The following is a 15,289-nucleotide window of genomic DNA, read 5'->3' as shown; positions in this document are numbered from 1 at the left end:
GCCGACCGCCCTGGATTCGAAGGCGCGGCCAGGAAGTTGAGGCAGGACAGATCGAATTCCAGCTAATATAGACGCGTTGACAGGAGAATCTCACGATGGACCACGCTTGCAAAAACCGGTCCGAAGGTCTCGCTTGAAATGGCTGGCTTCGGTTCGAAACTAGCCCGCAACGCGGCCAGCCTTGCTCGCGATCCCGCCATGGTCGGAGAGTATCTGGCGTGGATTGCCAGTTCCGCCCGATCGGGGGGCAATCCCTCCCGGCATCTGCTTGACGGCATCGAAGTGGGCGGCTTCTCCAGTTTCTCCGAATATCACTCGGTGCCCGAGTTCATCAACGCGGCGGAGCGGCGCTTCTTCGAACAAAGCTCGTTCGGCGACGGGCCGATCATCGACGTCGGCGCGAATATCGGGCTGGTCAGCCTCGTGCTCGCGCGCCGGTTCCCGGATCGGACCATTCACGCATTCGAACCTAATCCGACGACCTTCGAAACGCTCGAAGCCAATATCGCGCGCAATGGCGCGAAGAAGGTGTCCTGCCATCGCTATGCCGTGTCGGATGCGGATGGAACGGTGATGTTCGACAACGACCCGGTCAAACGCGGCACAGCGAGCATCAGCAAGGATGGTGGCGGCCATGCGGCTGAAGTGCCCGCGACGACGCTGGACAGCTTCGCCGCCAGGCACGGGATCACCGACATCGGCTTGCTGAAGATCGATGTCGAAGGATATGAGACGCTCGTCCTACGTGGCTCTCGGCAGGTGCTGAACAAGATTCGCCCGGCGGCGATCTATTTCGAGGTATGCCCGGCCCTGACCGAGCGTGCTGGCTTCGACCCCGCCGACCCGGCGCGGATACTGCTTGACGCTGGCTATGACCTTTATCGGTTGACCGACAGCGGCGCGCTGACGCACGCGGCGATCGACGAAATATCGGGCATCGCGCTGGAGAATTGGCTAGCCACTCCGCGATGAAGCTGCTCGCCTATGTGCATCTGCGCCGGATTCATAACGCCACCGGTGCAGGACGCGTCATACGAAACATCGTGGAACAGCTTGATCTCCTGGGCCAGGACGAGATCAGAATCCTGGCCGACCGTGCTGATCGTCGCGAGGTGATTCCAAAGGTTGGGAAGCCTTGGAGCGACTATCGCTATCTCGACTTTTCACTGGACACGTCCTGGCAGCAAGCCTTGTGGATCGCGACTGATCGACCGCGTGCCGAGCATTGGTGGCCGGACGCCGAGATCGTCTACTGCACCAGCGAATCCTACGTACCGACTCGACGCGCGAAGAGCGCGGTCACGCTTCACGACGCGTCTTATTTCGAGCCCAGCGCCCTGCCCCGCGATTCGGGCTTCGCCCGGCAAAAGGCGAAGTGGCAGATGTTGTACCGCAAGCTCGAACGCAAGGTGGACATGTTCCACACTGTCTCGCAGTTCTCCGCCGAACGCATCGCGCATTTCCATCCGGCAATGCGGGATCGTCTCCGCGTGGTTCACAATGGCGTAACCGAGCGCTTCTTCCAGCCGCCTGACGCAGCGGGTCAGGCGGAGCTGGGACACCTGGGCCTGAGCGGTCGGTCGTTCATCCTGTTGCCGGGTGGCCTGTCCTACCGCAAGAACGCCGATGTCGCGCTGGCGGCATGGCCCATAGTGCGAGCGATGCACCCCGACCTCCTGCTGGTCATTACGGGCCAATGCACGCCCGGCTATGCCGAGCGGGCAAGGGCGGTCGGCGCATCGATCATCATGCCGGGCTTCGTCAGCGACGATACGCTTTGCTCGCTGTATCACGCAGCCCAGCTCGTCTGGTTTCCTTCGCTTTACGAAGGTTTCGGCATCCCGGTGATCGAAGCGATGGTCTGCGGCACCGCGGTGGTCGCCAGCAACAGTTCCTCGATCCCCGAAGTCGCGGGCAACGCAGCCTTGCTGGTCGATCCATCGTCGCCCGCCCAGCATGTGGCGGCGCTGGACAGCCTCCTGTCCGACGATTCGGCCCGCGCCGAGCTGGTCGCCCGTGGGTTGGAACGCGGCGCCGGATTCACCTGGAAGGCGGCGGCTACCAGGCTGCGGGGCTATCTCGGTGCGTTTGCCTGAGCAAGATCATCGCCCACAAAGTTTCCCTCGCGGTTGCAACAAAACCGCGATACCAGCCTTGAGTACGCAGGGAGCGGTAATATTCGCGTAGCGATCGCCTTCGACAATTTCGGCCCATATCATATCGCCCGTCTCGCCGCGGCGGCGAAGGAGGTCGATGTTCTTGCCGTCGAGCGGGCGTCGACAAGCAGTCTTTATGCGTGGGATTCTCCTGACGCTCCCGAAGGGCTCGCCCGGGTCGTGCTGAGCACGACAAAAAATTCGGATCGCCCCGGCGACATCTTTGCCGCGATCGATGAAAAGGTAGGCCCTTTCAAGCCGGACGTGATCGCGGTTCCCGGATGGTCGTCCCAGATGGCGCTTGCCCTCGCGAGCTGGGCGGTCGCGCGCAATATTCCTGTCATAACGATGTCCGAGACGAACCCATGGGATTTTCGGCGCAAATGGGCCACCGAGTTCCTGAAGCGGCAGGTTTTCGAATATTTTACCGCTGGCCTTTGCAGCAGTGACGGGCAGGCGGCGTATCTCCACACACTCGGCTTGCCGTCCGAGGCGATTTTTCGCGGTTATAACATTGTCGACAACGGCTATTTCCGGCGGATGGCAAATGCCGCCCGCGATGCTGCGATGCCCCTAGGCAATCGGGACGAGCGTCTTCCCGAGGCGGCGCGGGGTCGCTATTTCCTCGCGTCAAACCGCTTCATCCCCAAGAAGAACCTCGCCGTCGTCCTCGATGCTTATGCCCGTTTCCGGCAAGCCCGTACCGATGACCCCGCAGATTGGCCGTTGGTCCTGCTCGGTGACGGAGACCTTCGCGCACAACTGGAGCGGCAGCGCGCGGCGCTGAATCTCGAGGGCCATGTTCATATGCCCGGCTTTCGGCAGTATGACGCTTTGCCGGCCTATTACGGAACTGCGGGGTGTTTCGTCCACGCCAGCACGGTCGAACAATGGGGATTGGTAGTGAACGAGGCGATGGCGTCGGGTCTGCCGGTTCTCGTCTCGGACCGGTGCGGCTGCACCTCGGTGCTCGTTCGCGACAGCGTCAATGGATTCACTTTCTCCCCGTTCGACACAGAGGCACTGGTTACGGGAATGAAGGCGATTGCGGCCACCGAAAGTCTGGCCGCCATGCGAGAAGCAAGCCGGTCGCTGATCGCGGCATGGGAGCCGAGCCGGTTCGGGCAGGGTATGGCCGATGCCGCTCGTTACGCGGTGGCAACGCCGCGCAAGCGCCCATCAGCGATGGCGCGAATTGCGATCGGTTTCGCAATGTGGCGGCGGTCGCTGCAATGACCGGCAGTATTCGCCCGTTGAACCTCGGTATCCTGACCGCATCGCTTAGTGCGGAGGCCGGCGGCTTGTTCGAATCGGTCAGGCTCCCGGCGAATTTGATGCATAATCGCGGACACATCGTGTCGGTGTACGGCGTCGTCGACGAGGGCCTGAACGTCGGCCGCGATGCATGGAAGGTGGATCGCTTTCGCGCGTTTCCCGTGGTCGGGCCGAAACGGTTCGCCTTTGCTCCCGGATTGGGCCGCGAGCTCAGCGCAAACCGCTACGATGCCCTCCACCTGCATGGCCTCTGGAACTATTCTTCCGTCGCCGCGCGTCGCTGGAACCGGCGGAACGAGGGCGCTCTGGTCATTTCGCCACATGGCATGCTCGACCCCTGGGCACAGCGAAACAGCCATGTGAAGAAGCGCGTCGCGAAATGGGCGTTTGAAAATGCCAATCTGCGCGGCGCCGCTGTTCTGCGTGCCTTGTGCTGGGCGGAGGCCGATGCCATCGAAGCGCTGGGTCTCGGGGTGCCGATCGCCGTCATTCCCAATGGCGTCGCGCTGCCCATGGACGAGCCGGAATCTTCATCCGCGAATCCGTCGCGGAAGAAACTGCTTTTTCTTGGGCGGATTCACCCGAAAAAGGGAATCGCCGAGCTGATCGAAGCATGGGCGATCGCGGGGAAAGCGTCGCGCGCAATCCGCGACGACTGGGAGTTGCAGATCGCCGGATGGGACGACGGCAATCATCTCCAGCAACTCACGCGGCTTGCAGAGGAGCGACAGCTCGGCAATGTGACATTCCCGGGCCCCTTGTACGGGCAGGAAAAGCAGGCCGCTTATGCCCAATGCGATGCGTTCATCCTGCCATCCTATAGCGAGGGCATGCCCATGACCGTGCTGGAGGCATGGGCCCACCGCAAGCCGGTCCTGATGACCGATGCATGCAACATACCGGAGGGGTTTGTTGCCGGCGCGGCCTGTCGCATCGACAACGAGCCCGGCGCCCTGGCCACCGCGCTTCAGTATCATCTGGATCAGCCGTCCGCTCTGGTGAGGACTGGCGAGCGCGGCCGTCGGCTGGTGGAGGAACGTTTCACCTGGGAGCGAATCGTGGATCAGCACATCGGGCTGTTCTCGTGGCTGGCAGGCCGGGGGCCGCGCCCGCATCATATCGCGAGCTGATCATGGCGGATACACCTCCATCCGACCGGACCGCACCCCGCATCGACATCGCGGCGAACCGGCGCACCTCGAACTATACGAGACGTGAGCGCCTTGCGCGGATCGCCTGGAGCATGGGAAGGCTGGTTTTCGCGGCGATCCCTCGCCCCTTCTTCGCCGCGCGCGCAAGTTGGCTGCGCCTGTTCGGTGCCAGAATCGGCAGGCATTGCCAGATTTATCCGACGGTGCGAATCTTCATGCCGTCACAGCTCGAGATCGGCGACTGGTCGTCGGTAGGCGACCGGGCGATCCTGTACAATCTGGCCGCGATCAGCATCGGCGAGCGGGTCACGGTTTCGCAAGGCGCACATCTCTGTGCTGGAACGCATGATTTTCGCGATCCCCACATGCCTCTGATTCGCGCGACGATCCGGGTGGAAGATGAGGCGTGGCTCTGCGCCGATAGCTTCGTTGGTCCACACGTCACCATTGGCGCGCGGGCAGTGGTTGGCGCGCGGGCGGTGGCGATGCGTAATGTGCCCGCTGGTGCGGTGATGGCGGGCAACCCCGCGCGCGAGGTCGGAAGGCGATGAGAATCCTGGTCACCGGCGGCGCCGGCTATATCGGCAGTCACACCTGCAAGAAGCTTGCGGCGGCGGGCCATGAACCGATCGTCTTCGACAATCTGTCTACGGGCCACCGCGGCTTCGCCCGTTTCGGTCCGTTGGTCCAAGGCGACATCAATGATGTCGGCGCGCTTCACGCTGCGTTGGCGCGGCATCTGCCTGACGCGATTATTCATTTCGCAGCCTCTGCCTATGTGGGAGAGTCGATCGCCAGGCCGTTGGCATATTACCGCAACAATGTCGGCGGAACGCGCAACGTGTTGGAAGCGGCCGTGGAGGCCGGCGTCACCAAATTTGTCTTCTCCAGTTCCTGCGCAACCTATGGGATCCCCGACGTCGTGCCGATCGACGAGGCCACACGGCAGCGCCCGATCAACCCCTATGGCGATACCAAGCTGTTCGGCGAGACGATGATGCGCGGCGTGAGCGCCGTGCACCAGATCGATTGCGTCGCGCTCCGCTATTTCAATGCCGCGGGTGCTGATCTGGAGGGGTATCTGGGGGAAGCGCATGATCCGGAAACCCATGTCATTCCGCTGATCCTTCAGGCGGCCGCGGATCCGGCGAAGCGCTTTTCCATCCTCGGCGTCGATTACGACACGCCCGATGGCAGCTGCGTACGTGACTTCCTCCATGTGGAGGATCTGGCCGACGCCCATTGTCGCGCCCTTGAAAGATTGAGCGGTACCGCCGGATTCGACGCGATCAATCTGGGAACGGGATATGGCCTGTCCGTCCGCGAGCTTATCGCCGCGGCCGAGCGCATCACCGGTCGCCATATCGCCGTTGACATCAAGCCACGCCGGCCCGGCGATCCGCCGGTGCTGGTCGCCGATCCGGCAAAGGCGCTGGCGACGCTCGGATGGCAGGCACGGCATTCGGATATCGACACGATCATGCGTAGCGCCTGGGCGTGGCTGCGCGCCGCCGACAATCCTGCGCGGCATACGGCCTGACGATGAAGGTCTCGGCGGTCATCCTGACCTTCAATGAAGAGGGCAATATCGCGCGGTGCCTGCAATCGCTGGCATGGTGCGACGATATCCTGGTCGTCGATTCCGGCAGCACCGACGCCACGCTCGCGCTGTGCGCGGAATATGGCGCGCGTGTGATGCACAATCCCTGGGTCAATTTCTCGACGCAGCGCAACTGGGCGCTCGCCAACGGCGACCTTCGCTGCCAATGGGTGCTCCACCTCGATGCCGACGAGGAAGTAACGCCCGAATTCAGGGCCGCGGTCGAACGGCTCGTTCCGCCGGCAGGCATCCACGGATATCGTATTCCGTCCAGGACGATCCTGTTCGGCAAATGGCTCCGGCGATCGGGCATGTATCCGGTCTATCAGGTGCGGCTCGGCGACCGCGACCTGTGTACCTTCCACGAACATGGCCATGGCCAGCGCGAAAACCTGACGGCCAGCCAAGTCGCCACGCTCGACACGCCTTATAATCATTATGCTTTTTCCCACGGGCTGAGAAACTGGTTCGTCAAGCATGTCGGCTATGCCCGTGCGGAGGCCGATCAGATTGTCCAATCACGGGCCGAGGCGGTGGCGCCGGACGAAGCAGGCCAGCTCAGCTCGACCAATCGGCGCCGGGCGATGAAACGCATGGCAAACAGGCTCCCTCCCCTTGCCCGGCCGCCTGCGCGCTTCTTCTACATGACGGTGCTGCGCATGGGCTTTCTGGACGGCCGCGTCGGTCTTTATTATTGCGTGATGAACGCGCTCTACGAAGCGATGATCGCCCTCTTCCTGATCGAACGCCGTTTTGCCGCGCGCAACATCAAGCCCTGACGGCATCGCCCATGCGACGCCCATGCGACGGCGCGGCAGATAGCCCGTCCGGCATCCCAGACCAGGCTCTACGCCGGCAGGAAAGAAACCATCAGTCGACGCATTTCCTTCGCCACGGCGTGCGCCGTGTGCCGGGCGAGATGGGCCTGTCGCGCGGCCGGATTCGGGTCGCGCGGTTCGCTTAACGCAGCCGCGAGCGCCCGTGCCGCATCAACGGGATCGCCCGAACGGAACAACCGCCCTTGTGTTCCCGCGGCCTGGGCCAATCCCCCAACATCCGAGACCACGGTGGCGCAACCGCCCGCCAGTCCTTCAAGCGCAACGATACCGAAGGGTTCCGGCCAGAGCGAGGGGACGACGAGAATCCTGTGCGCGTTCAACAATTTTCTGATCGTTGCACCGCGGGCCGGACCGAAAAATTCCACGCGATCGGACAAACCCAGTGACGCTGCAAGATCCCGCAGTTTTCCTTCAGCTGAGCCCTCGCCGACGATCGTGAGCCTGGCGTGATCCAGCGGGCCTCCCGGCAGTGCCATCGCCCGCAGCACCACATCGAAGCCTTTTTCGTCGACGAGCCGGCCAAGCGCGAGGATATCCTGGTCGCGCTCGACGCCTTCTTCCTCGTAGATCACATCCGCGTCATAAGGGTTGAGCAACGTGAGGCGGGGCCGACCCGGCGGCAGAGTGGCGGTGATGTAATCGCTGCACCCGAAATTGGCCGTGACATAACGCTTGATAAGCAAGCCCTTGAGTTGCGTCGGGTAGGATTGCTGCCGATCCGATCGGTCAGACAATCGATATTCATGCTGGTGCCAGACGAAGAGCGGCGTGCCCGAGGCAACGACCGACATGGCCAGCTTCAGCCCAATATTGGGCATGATGACGACATCCGCCTCACGACAGATGCGAAAGACCGTCAGCATGGAGGGATTCCGGATCAGGCGATAGGCACGCTCCGGCATTGGAGGGCCGTCATAAAGAGTCAGCACAGTCACGTCATCGCCGGCAAGCGCCTGCGCCTGCGCCATCATGTCGGCGATGTTCTCGATTCCACCGACGCGCGGCAGGAACGACGTGGCGCACCAGATAATCTTCAAACGCTGCTCTTTCCCAAATTGAAGAGAGGCCCCTGGTCTGGGCAGGCAGGCCTCATGGCCGTTCTCGGAAGGAATGGGGCATGAAGGAGGAAAGCCGGAATCGCCCCATAAGATCATGAATTAGTGTGTCGAATTCAACCGGACGGCGCCGGGCAAAAATGCCGATGGAAATAATCGAAAGGATGATGCCGACAGCCACCGGTGGCTGTTCAGGCAGTGCGAAGAGGCAGACGACCAGGCTCGCCAAAACGACACTCCCTTCCGGCGCGATGGTGGCAAGCAAGGTCTTTCCCGATTTCGTGAAGAATGCCCGGCCACTGAGATACATGATGTTGCGACCAAAATAAGCGACGCACGCGCCGGAGACACCCCAGAGATGCGACAGGCCCAACAGCAAGGCGCAATAGGGTGCGATGATGACGCCGGCGACATAGATGTTGGCGGCCGGCCGTCCCTGCCCGAGGATGCGGTAATAGAGCGAGCCGGAGAACATCTCGAGCCAGAACGCGGCCAGCAATATCTGCATGGGTAAAGTCGCCAGCAGCGCGAACGACGCCCCCATCCACAGGGTGAGAAAGGGCCTGGTTAGAAAGATGCCGATAACGAAGACCGGGCTGAGCACTGCGATCATTCGAAGCATCTTCTGCCCGAGAATTTTCTCTTCCTCGACAGCACGCGCGGCCAGTTGCGGCAGGGCCGCCTGACCCAGGCTGGCGGGAAAAACCATCACGCGGGAAATCGCGCTCGACGGCACCGCATAATAGGCGACCGCGCCGGAGCCCGCCACGGCGCCGAGAATCAACCGGTCGGCTGACGAGATGGCCAGTTCGAGCAGCCCACCGATCGACACCGAAGATCCATATCCAAGCAGCGCCCGCGCCGACGCCAGCGATATGGTGGGCCGCGCATTCTGCAGGAGGATTACCTGAGCGATCGTCATGGAAGCGATGACAAGTATCAATCTGCCGATCAGCGTCGCGATGATCAATGATTCAAGCGATGGCGAGATCAGCACTGCGGCCAGCACCGGCATGGTAATCGACAGCGCCAGGTTGATCGCCCCGAGCACGGCGCTGGTGACGAAATACTCGCGCGCTCGTAGCAGCCCCCCCGCCGTGGAATTCAGCACTGTCGAGAGCCCGATCGCGAGCAAAGCGGGCGTCGAGCGCAACAATTCGTCGCTCACCGCAGGGCTGAGGTTGAACAGGTTGCCGAAACCGCCGCCGACCAGACCGAACAGGATGACACCCGTCACCGCACCAACGGGCACGCTGATTGCCATTGCCGTCCAGAAATAGTCCGACTGACGGCTTCGATCATCCTTGCTCTCGCTCGCGATCCGATAGGTGAGGGCCGAGCCCATCCCCAGGTCGAACGCGGAAAAGAAGGTCAGGAACGCCCAGATGATCGCCAGGATACCGTAACGTTCGTTGCCGATGACATGGAAATACAGCGGCGTCAGCGTCGCGAACAGCACCAGCCCTACAAGGCTGCCTGCCAGATTGACGAAACTGTTGCGGCGAATTGCCATGATTGTGGCGGCTGTGCCTCAGCCCTTCTGAAGCTCGGAGAAATAGTCGATCGTCTTGATCAGGCCCTGCCGCAACGGAATCGATGGCTCCCAGCCCAAAGTCTCGCGGGCACGAGTGATGTCGGGCTTGCGCTGCATCGGGTCGTCCTGCGGCAATGGCCGGAACACCAGCTCCGATTTCGAGCCAGTCATCTCGACGACCAGTTCCGCCAGCTCCCGGATGGTAAACTCGACCGGATTTCCCAGATTGATCGGTCCCGACACTTCCGGGGCTGTATCCATGAACGCCATGAAGCCAGCGACCAGATCGTCAACATAGCAAAAGGAGCGAGTCTGCTGGCCGTCGCCATATAATGTGATCGGCTCACCGTTCAGCGCCTGCATTACGAAATTGGAAACAACACGACCGTCTGCCGGGTGCATGCGCGGGCCATAGGTGTTGAAGATACGGGCAACCTTGATCTCAAGCCCGTGCTGGCGATGATAATCGAAGAAGAGGGTCTCCGCACAGCGCTTGCCTTCGTCATAGCAGGAGCGGATGCCGATCGGATTCACATTGCCCCAATAGGCCTCGGTCTGCGGATGCACGCTGGGATCGCCATAGACCTCACTCGTCGAAGCCTGGAAGATCTTACAGCGCAGGCGTTTGGCCAGGCCCAGCATGTTGATCGCGCCATGCACCGAGGTCTTGGTCGTCTGGACCGGATCATGCTGATAATGAACTGGCGACGCCGGGCAGGCGAGGTTGTAGATCTCGTCAACCTCGACATAGAGCGGGAAGCATACGTCGTGGCGCATGAACTCGAAGCGCGGATGGCCGGCCAGGTGGTCGACGTTGCGCTTCGTGCCGGTGAAGAGATTGTCCACACACAGCACTTCGTCACCGCGCTCAAGCAGTCGATCGATCAGGTGGGAACCCACGAACCCCGCTCCGCCGGTGACCATGATGCGCCTGCGGCTGTTATACAGTCTTGCCACGTTCGTGATGTCCCCGCCTAGTGAAACAGGCCTTTTGTTCGACGGCACCTGGGCACCGTTTGCCCGATCTGGCCCGAATTATCTCGCTGCTACAGGCTCGAACCCCGTCGCACCAGACGGCATGGGCACAAAATGCTGCGTTTGCACAGTTTGAGCCGCCCTGATCATATATCGCGCTCGTCAATGCTGATCATGCGCCGCTTCGCCCCTTCGATCCGCAATGCCGTGAGGATGCCGGTCTGATAGGCGCCGGTATCGATCCCGATCCGGTTCTCCATCTCCTCAGGTGCTGCCGAGATCGTGTGGCCGTGCACCACCATGCAACCATGATCGGTTTCGTCGTTCAGGAACTCTTCCCGGATCCAGCGCAGATCATGCGGATCCTGGTCAGCCAGGCACTTGCCCGGCCTCAGCCCAGCATGGACGAACAGGAAATCGCCGAAAGTGAAGCTGTCGGCAAACCCTTCAATGAAGCTGAAATGGGATGCCGGAACGGCAGTGCGAATCATGGCGGCGGCCTCAGTCGGTGCGAGGGTGGCCAGGCGTCCGACCTCGACGCCATAGCTTTGCGCGAACTCGTAGCCGCCATAGGTAAGCCATTGATGCACTGCCTCAGGTTCATCGCCCAGCACGCGCAACATCATTTCTTCGTGATTCCCCATCAGAAAGATGGGCCGGATCCCTTCCGACGGCAATCGCATCAGGAATTCGATCACGCCGCGCGAATCCGGGCCCCGGTCGATCAGGTCGCCCAGCAGAATCAGATAGTCGCGGGCGCGACCATTATCGTGGCGGTCGCGATCGATCGTTGCGATCATGCGCTCGAGCAAGTCAAGCCGCCCGTGCACATCGCCGATCGCATAGGCGCGGGCACCCGAAGGGCCGCGCCATTCGGTGGGTGCTTTGCGCGTGGCACGCGATTGCCTGAAACGCGAGAACATCATTCGAGCCTTTTTGTACCTTGTAGCCGCAGCTAGCCCCGCGCGACGAGACTCTCAAGCGCGTGCGCCCATCGAACCAGTGCGCTATCGCGCCGGTAACCGTGTTGCAGCATCGCACGGGCGCGATCGCCCATCGCGCGACACGCGGCCCGGTCGTCCGCCAACCCCGTGATCGCAGCGGCGAGACCGGTCGCATCGCCGGGCGCCACCGCCATTCCTGCTCCCGGACTACCGATCATTGACGGCACCTCGCCCATCGGATCGCACACCGCAACGATTGGCCGCGCCGCCGCTGCGATGCCGAACACCTTGCTCGGGACGATCAACCCCTCGAATTCGGGGCGGAGCGACAACCAATGGGCATCGCCCACCGCAAGGCTCTCCGACAGCCGCGCTCGCGGCTGATAAGGCTGGAAAACAAAGCGCTCTCGTCCCGCGGCGACCGCGTTGCGGCGAAGCTCGGTCTGAGCATGGCCGCCGCCGACGAACAGGAACCAGATATCCGATCGATGCGCGAGCAGCCCTGCGGCCGCAAGGAGCGTATCGGCCTCATGTGCGCGGCCGAGGTTCCCGGAATATTCGAGGACGAACGCGTCGGCCGGCAAACCCCAGTCGGCGCGCAACGCCGGGCTGTTCGACGCGGAGGGCGCGATGGCCTCATCATCACTCCAGTTGGCGATAGTGACGATCCGCTCCGCGGCCACGCCGCGGCGGGCAATCCGATCAGCCATGCGCCGGCCGATCGCGACGGTGAGTGCCGAGCGCCGCAACGCGACGTCACGGAGGGCGCCTAGTACACTGCCGACCGGCCCGCGCAATGCGCTCATGCCCATTGCGACCGCGACTTCCGGGTAGAGATCCTGAACCCAGTTTACCAGCCGCGCGCCGCGCACCTTGCACGCGACGAGCGCGACGAGCGCGATCAGGGGCGGATCGGTCTTGGCGACCACAATCGTGCCCCGGCGGAGGATGCGCAGAAGAGTCCAGCCGGCGCTGAGATAAAAGGTCACATAGGCGAGCAGCCGTCCGATGATCCCCAGGTTCGTGCCGTTCACCGTCGCGACCCGCGTGACCGTCACGCCGTTGATTCGCTCTCGCGGCGACAGGCTTGCGCCCACGGTCCCATAGATCAGCCGACTGGTGACGATCTCTACCACCCAGCCCTGCCCCGCCAGATATTCGGCGAGATCGGTCAATATCTGCGCGGTCGCCGAATGATCCGGCGCGTAGAAGCGATTGACGAAGACGATGCGGCGACCAGCGATCTCTCGCGCAGGCAGGCGCCTGGAAGAATCCGAAACCACGGGCCGACTATTTCGAGCCGAAGCCGTTGAGCATCACGACCACGGTTCGCATCGTGATCAGCACGTCCAGCCAGGCGGAGAAATTCTTCACGTAGAAAAAATCATATTGAAGCTTCATGTTGATCTCGGCGAGATCGGCGACATGGCCCTGATTCACCTGTGCCCATCCGGTGATGCCCGGCCGGACGATGTGGCGATAGGAATAAAAGGGTATCTCCGCCTCGTACCATGTCGACAGGTCCATCGCCTCCGGTCGCGGACCGATCCAGCTCATTTCGCCGGTCAGGATATTGAAGACCTGTGGCAGTTCGTCCACCCGTGTACGGCGAAGGAAACGGCCGATGCGGGTGACGCGATCGTCATCCGCATGAGTGATCGAGCTCCTGCGTCGCGCGTCCTGATCGGCCTCGACGCTCCGCGGACGCATGGTGCGGAACTTGATCATCGTGAAGGAACGACCGCGATACCCCATACGCTGCTGGCGAAAGAAGACGGGGCCTGGAGAATCCAGGCGAATGGCAGTGGCGATCATCGCCATCGCGATCACCAGCGGGGGTAGAACGACGAGGCAAGCTGCGAGATCGAGCAGGCGCTTGAACTTGCGATAAGCGAGGTTGGGGAGAAGCGATCCAAAACTGTTCTCCGACAGATGCTCGATCTGCACCCGCCCGGTGAGCAATTCCCGGACTTGCTTCACATGGTAAACCGGGACGCCGTTGATCGCGGCGTGGGCAAGCATCCGTTCCCAGGGCGAATCGAGATCGTGGTGAAGGTCGGCGACGATCATCACATCTCGTCCGACAGGAACCTCGGGTCGAGCGAGCGGCAGCCATTCCGCCCCCTCGATATCCTCGAGGAAGCCCGTCCGCCCACCCGGCACGACATGGAAGCGCCGGACCGCCCGGCGCGCGCTGAGATAGGCAAGGGCGTAGGCCGCGGCCACGCTGAGGGTGAAGCTCGCGATCAAGACCGTTCGATTATAGTCGAGCCGCAAGACCACCGCGGTCAGGATCGCCAGCCCGAACGACATGGAGAATGTCGGGAGCACGTAAATGAAGGTGCGGGTACCCGGGAAGCCGCCGATCCGGCGCGACAACAATGTCGCACTGACGACGCTGAAAAGGGAAAGGACAAGGCTGGCCGGAGCCGATGGATGCTGATCGTAATTGGAATGCAGGCCGTAGCGCGCGGCGAGCGGCAGGAGCACGCCCAGGAACACCTCGACACAGAGCTGCAACCGCAATGACGAAATCCACCGCGCGTTGCCGACAAGGCTGGACAGATTGCGTTGCATCAGCATGAATCAGGCCCGATCCCATCGCCCCGAAACAATTGCCATCGCGCTACTCCAGCCGTGAACACGAGCGGATGCCAGGCATATGTCATCCGCCCGCACCGCCACCCATCCTTGATCCAAATCTTCGGCCAAATCCAGCCACCTCCCGCAAGTGCGAGATATTCTCATCAAGGCCTCGATCGGTCGGAAGAACGATCGAGCGGTGATCGCCTCTATATCATCACCGTGTCGCCACCGCGACAGAGCATGTCCGATCGGTCGGTGCCGTCCCCGGCCCCAAGAACGCCAACAGGCGATGCTCCGAATCGAGAGGCGGCGGAAACCAGCGCTTGCCAAGCGATTCGAACACCCGCGCGCCCATCCGGAGGACGCTCATGACAGCCGCATCAAACGGCTTAACCATTTGTTTGGTATAGAAACGACATACGACGTCACACATCATTACGGGAAACCTTTTGCACGGTGTGGCGTTACGGCATCAGTTCGAGACACTGTGCAGATGCGAACGTTTTGGGTGGACAAAATACGGGCTTGAGGCTAACCCCAGACCGTGAGCCTACTTCCAAGCGGTTCAGGAGGAGACTGAATATGAAATTTTCGCGGGTAACCGCCGCCATCTTGATGGCGAGCCTTTCTTCACCGCTGTTTGCCGGTGCTGAGCAGTCGGTCGGCAAGCTGACGGCAGCCAGCCAGGGCACCTTCGTTTCGCGCGAGGGCAAGCTGATTCCGGCGAGCGTCGGCCAGTCGCTCTATGCCGGTGATCGCGTCGTGACGCGCGGCCAGGCCCAGGCCAAGGTCGCCTTCCCAGGTTGCAGCTACACCATGGCGCCGACCTCCGTGCTCTCGGTCAGTTCGTCGAGCTGCGCGACCGCTCCGAAGTCGTTCGCTCAGGACGGCGGCTCGGGCGAAGAAGGCGCGGGCGGCGGCGGTGCCGGTGGTGGTGTCGTGCTCGGCCTTGGCATCATTGCGGCCGGTCTCGGCGCCTATTTCGGCTTCAAGAACGACGATTCGAAGCCTGCCAGCCCGTAAGCGCTGCAGCCGATAACGAACGATAACGGGGTCGGATGAAAATCCGGCCCCTTTTCGTATGATGATGGTGCTGCCTTTCAACGGTGCTCCCCGCCGACGTGGCAATATATTTCTATTTTCCTCCTCTCCTAGCCTTAGCTGTCTGGCTATC

14 protein-coding genes are annotated in these 15,289 nt (G+C 62.1%); 8 read left to right on the top strand and 6 right to left on the bottom strand.

The features are described 5' to 3' along the window. Positions 1-138 precede the first annotated feature (138 nt). Genes ACZ1I2_RS10365 through ACZ1I2_RS10335 form a run of 7 tightly spaced genes read left to right on the top strand, consistent with a single transcriptional unit; the run spans position 139 to position 6,961 of the window. On the top strand, positions 139-972 hold the full coding sequence (locus ACZ1I2_RS10365; RefSeq protein WP_465174176.1) for an FkbM family methyltransferase: 834 nt from the start codon (positions 139-141) through the stop codon (positions 970-972). Further along, on the top strand, positions 969-2,096 hold the full coding sequence (locus ACZ1I2_RS10360; protein WP_465174177.1) for a glycosyltransferase family 4 protein: 1,128 nt from the start codon (positions 969-971) through the stop codon (positions 2,094-2,096). The genes ACZ1I2_RS10365 and ACZ1I2_RS10360 overlap by 4 nt, the downstream gene beginning before the upstream one ends. Positions 2,097-2,129: 33 nt before the next feature. After that, the gene (locus tag ACZ1I2_RS10355) at positions 2,130-3,392 is read left to right on the top strand and encodes a glycosyltransferase family 4 protein (protein ID WP_465174178.1); all 1,263 of its coding nucleotides are present in this window, start codon (positions 2,130-2,132) and stop codon (positions 3,390-3,392) included. Further along, positions 3,389-4,561, top strand: a complete 1,173-nt coding sequence (locus ACZ1I2_RS10350; protein ID WP_465174179.1) for a glycosyltransferase — start codon at positions 3,389-3,391, stop codon at positions 4,559-4,561. The genes ACZ1I2_RS10355 and ACZ1I2_RS10350 overlap by 4 nt, the downstream gene beginning before the upstream one ends. Then, positions 4,516-5,133, top strand: a complete 618-nt coding sequence (locus ACZ1I2_RS10345; RefSeq protein WP_465181634.1) for an LbetaH domain-containing protein — start codon at positions 4,516-4,518, stop codon at positions 5,131-5,133. Before ACZ1I2_RS10350 ends, ACZ1I2_RS10345 begins: the two co-directional genes overlap by 46 nt. After that, positions 5,130-6,122 carry a UDP-glucose 4-epimerase GalE gene (galE, locus tag ACZ1I2_RS10340; RefSeq protein WP_465174181.1) on the top strand — a complete coding sequence of 331 codons (993 nt, stop codon included), beginning with the start codon at positions 5,130-5,132 and terminating at the stop codon, positions 6,120-6,122. The genes ACZ1I2_RS10345 and galE overlap by 4 nt, the downstream gene beginning before the upstream one ends. 2 nt (positions 6,123-6,124) lie before the next feature. Continuing rightward, positions 6,125-6,961, top strand: a complete 837-nt coding sequence (locus ACZ1I2_RS10335; protein WP_465181633.1) for a glycosyltransferase family 2 protein — start codon at positions 6,125-6,127, stop codon at positions 6,959-6,961. Positions 6,962-7,029: 68 nt separating this feature from the next. Here the strand turns inward: ACZ1I2_RS10335 and ACZ1I2_RS10330 are convergent, their stop codons facing one another. The 6 genes from ACZ1I2_RS10330 to ACZ1I2_RS10305 form a co-directional block, all read right to left on the bottom strand. After that, positions 7,030-8,058, bottom strand: a complete 1,029-nt coding sequence (locus ACZ1I2_RS10330; protein WP_465174183.1) for a glycosyltransferase family 4 protein — start codon at positions 8,056-8,058, stop codon at positions 7,030-7,032. Positions 8,059-8,110: 52 nt separating this feature from the next. Next, positions 8,111-9,589 (bottom strand): oligosaccharide flippase family protein, encoded by a 1,479-nt coding sequence (locus ACZ1I2_RS10325; RefSeq protein ID WP_465174184.1) that lies wholly within the window; start codon positions 9,587-9,589, stop codon positions 8,111-8,113. Between the two features lie 18 nt (positions 9,590-9,607). Further along, entirely contained in the window at positions 9,608-10,534 is a 927-nt protein-coding gene (locus ACZ1I2_RS10320; RefSeq protein ID WP_465169786.1) for a UDP-glucuronic acid decarboxylase family protein, read from the bottom strand. Between the two features lie 197 nt (positions 10,535-10,731). Then, positions 10,732-11,511 (bottom strand): metallophosphoesterase family protein, encoded by a 780-nt coding sequence (locus ACZ1I2_RS10315; protein WP_465174185.1) that lies wholly within the window; start codon positions 11,509-11,511, stop codon positions 10,732-10,734. 29 nt (positions 11,512-11,540) lie between these two features. Next, positions 11,541-12,704 (bottom strand): glycosyltransferase family 4 protein, encoded by a 1,164-nt coding sequence (locus tag ACZ1I2_RS10310; RefSeq protein ID WP_465181632.1) that lies wholly within the window; start codon positions 12,702-12,704, stop codon positions 11,541-11,543. Positions 12,705-12,819: 115 nt separating this feature from the next. Continuing rightward, positions 12,820-14,112: a sugar transferase gene (locus ACZ1I2_RS10305; RefSeq protein WP_465174187.1), complete on the bottom strand. Its 1,293-nt coding sequence runs from the start codon at positions 14,110-14,112 to the stop codon at positions 12,820-12,822. 585 nt (positions 14,113-14,697) lie between these two features. Between ACZ1I2_RS10305 and ACZ1I2_RS10300 the strand changes: the two genes are divergently transcribed. Next, positions 14,698-15,138: a FecR family protein gene (locus ACZ1I2_RS10300; RefSeq protein ID WP_465169790.1), complete on the top strand. Its 441-nt coding sequence runs from the start codon at positions 14,698-14,700 to the stop codon at positions 15,136-15,138. Positions 15,139-15,289: the final 151 nt, after the last annotated feature.

The organism is Sphingomonas sp. BL-S-29, from assembly GCF_055521495.1.
The sequence above is the reverse complement of the archived record's forward strand: the minus strand, read 5'-3'. Positions and strand labels throughout refer to the sequence as shown.

Excerpts from the sequence above, each read along its gene's own strand:
- ACZ1I2_RS10365 (WP_465174176.1), top strand. The coding sequence starts at position 139 with ATGGCTGGCTTCGGTTCGAAACTAGCCCGCAACGCGGCCAGCCTTGCT.
- ACZ1I2_RS10360 (WP_465174177.1), top strand. The coding sequence starts at position 969 with ATGAAGCTGCTCGCCTATGTGCATCTGCGCCGGATTCATAACGCCACC.
- ACZ1I2_RS10350 (WP_465174179.1), top strand. The coding sequence starts at position 3,389 with ATGACCGGCAGTATTCGCCCGTTGAACCTCGGTATCCTGACCGCATCG.
- galE (WP_465174181.1), top strand. The coding sequence starts at position 5,130 with ATGAGAATCCTGGTCACCGGCGGCGCCGGCTATATCGGCAGTCACACC.
- ACZ1I2_RS10335 (WP_465181633.1), top strand. The coding sequence starts at position 6,125 with ATGAAGGTCTCGGCGGTCATCCTGACCTTCAATGAAGAGGGCAATATC.
- ACZ1I2_RS10325 (WP_465174184.1), bottom strand. The coding sequence starts at position 9,589 with ATGGCAATTCGCCGCAACAGTTTCGTCAATCTGGCAGGCAGCCTTGTA.
- ACZ1I2_RS10320 (WP_465169786.1), bottom strand. The coding sequence starts at position 10,534 with ATGGTCACCGGCGGAGCGGGGTTCGTGGGTTCCCACCTGATCGATCGA.
- ACZ1I2_RS10315 (WP_465174185.1), bottom strand. The coding sequence starts at position 11,511 with ATGATGTTCTCGCGTTTCAGGCAATCGCGTGCCACGCGCAAAGCACCC.
- ACZ1I2_RS10305 (WP_465174187.1), bottom strand. The coding sequence starts at position 14,112 with ATGCTGATGCAACGCAATCTGTCCAGCCTTGTCGGCAACGCGCGGTGG.
- ACZ1I2_RS10300 (WP_465169790.1), top strand. The coding sequence starts at position 14,698 with ATGAAATTTTCGCGGGTAACCGCCGCCATCTTGATGGCGAGCCTTTCT.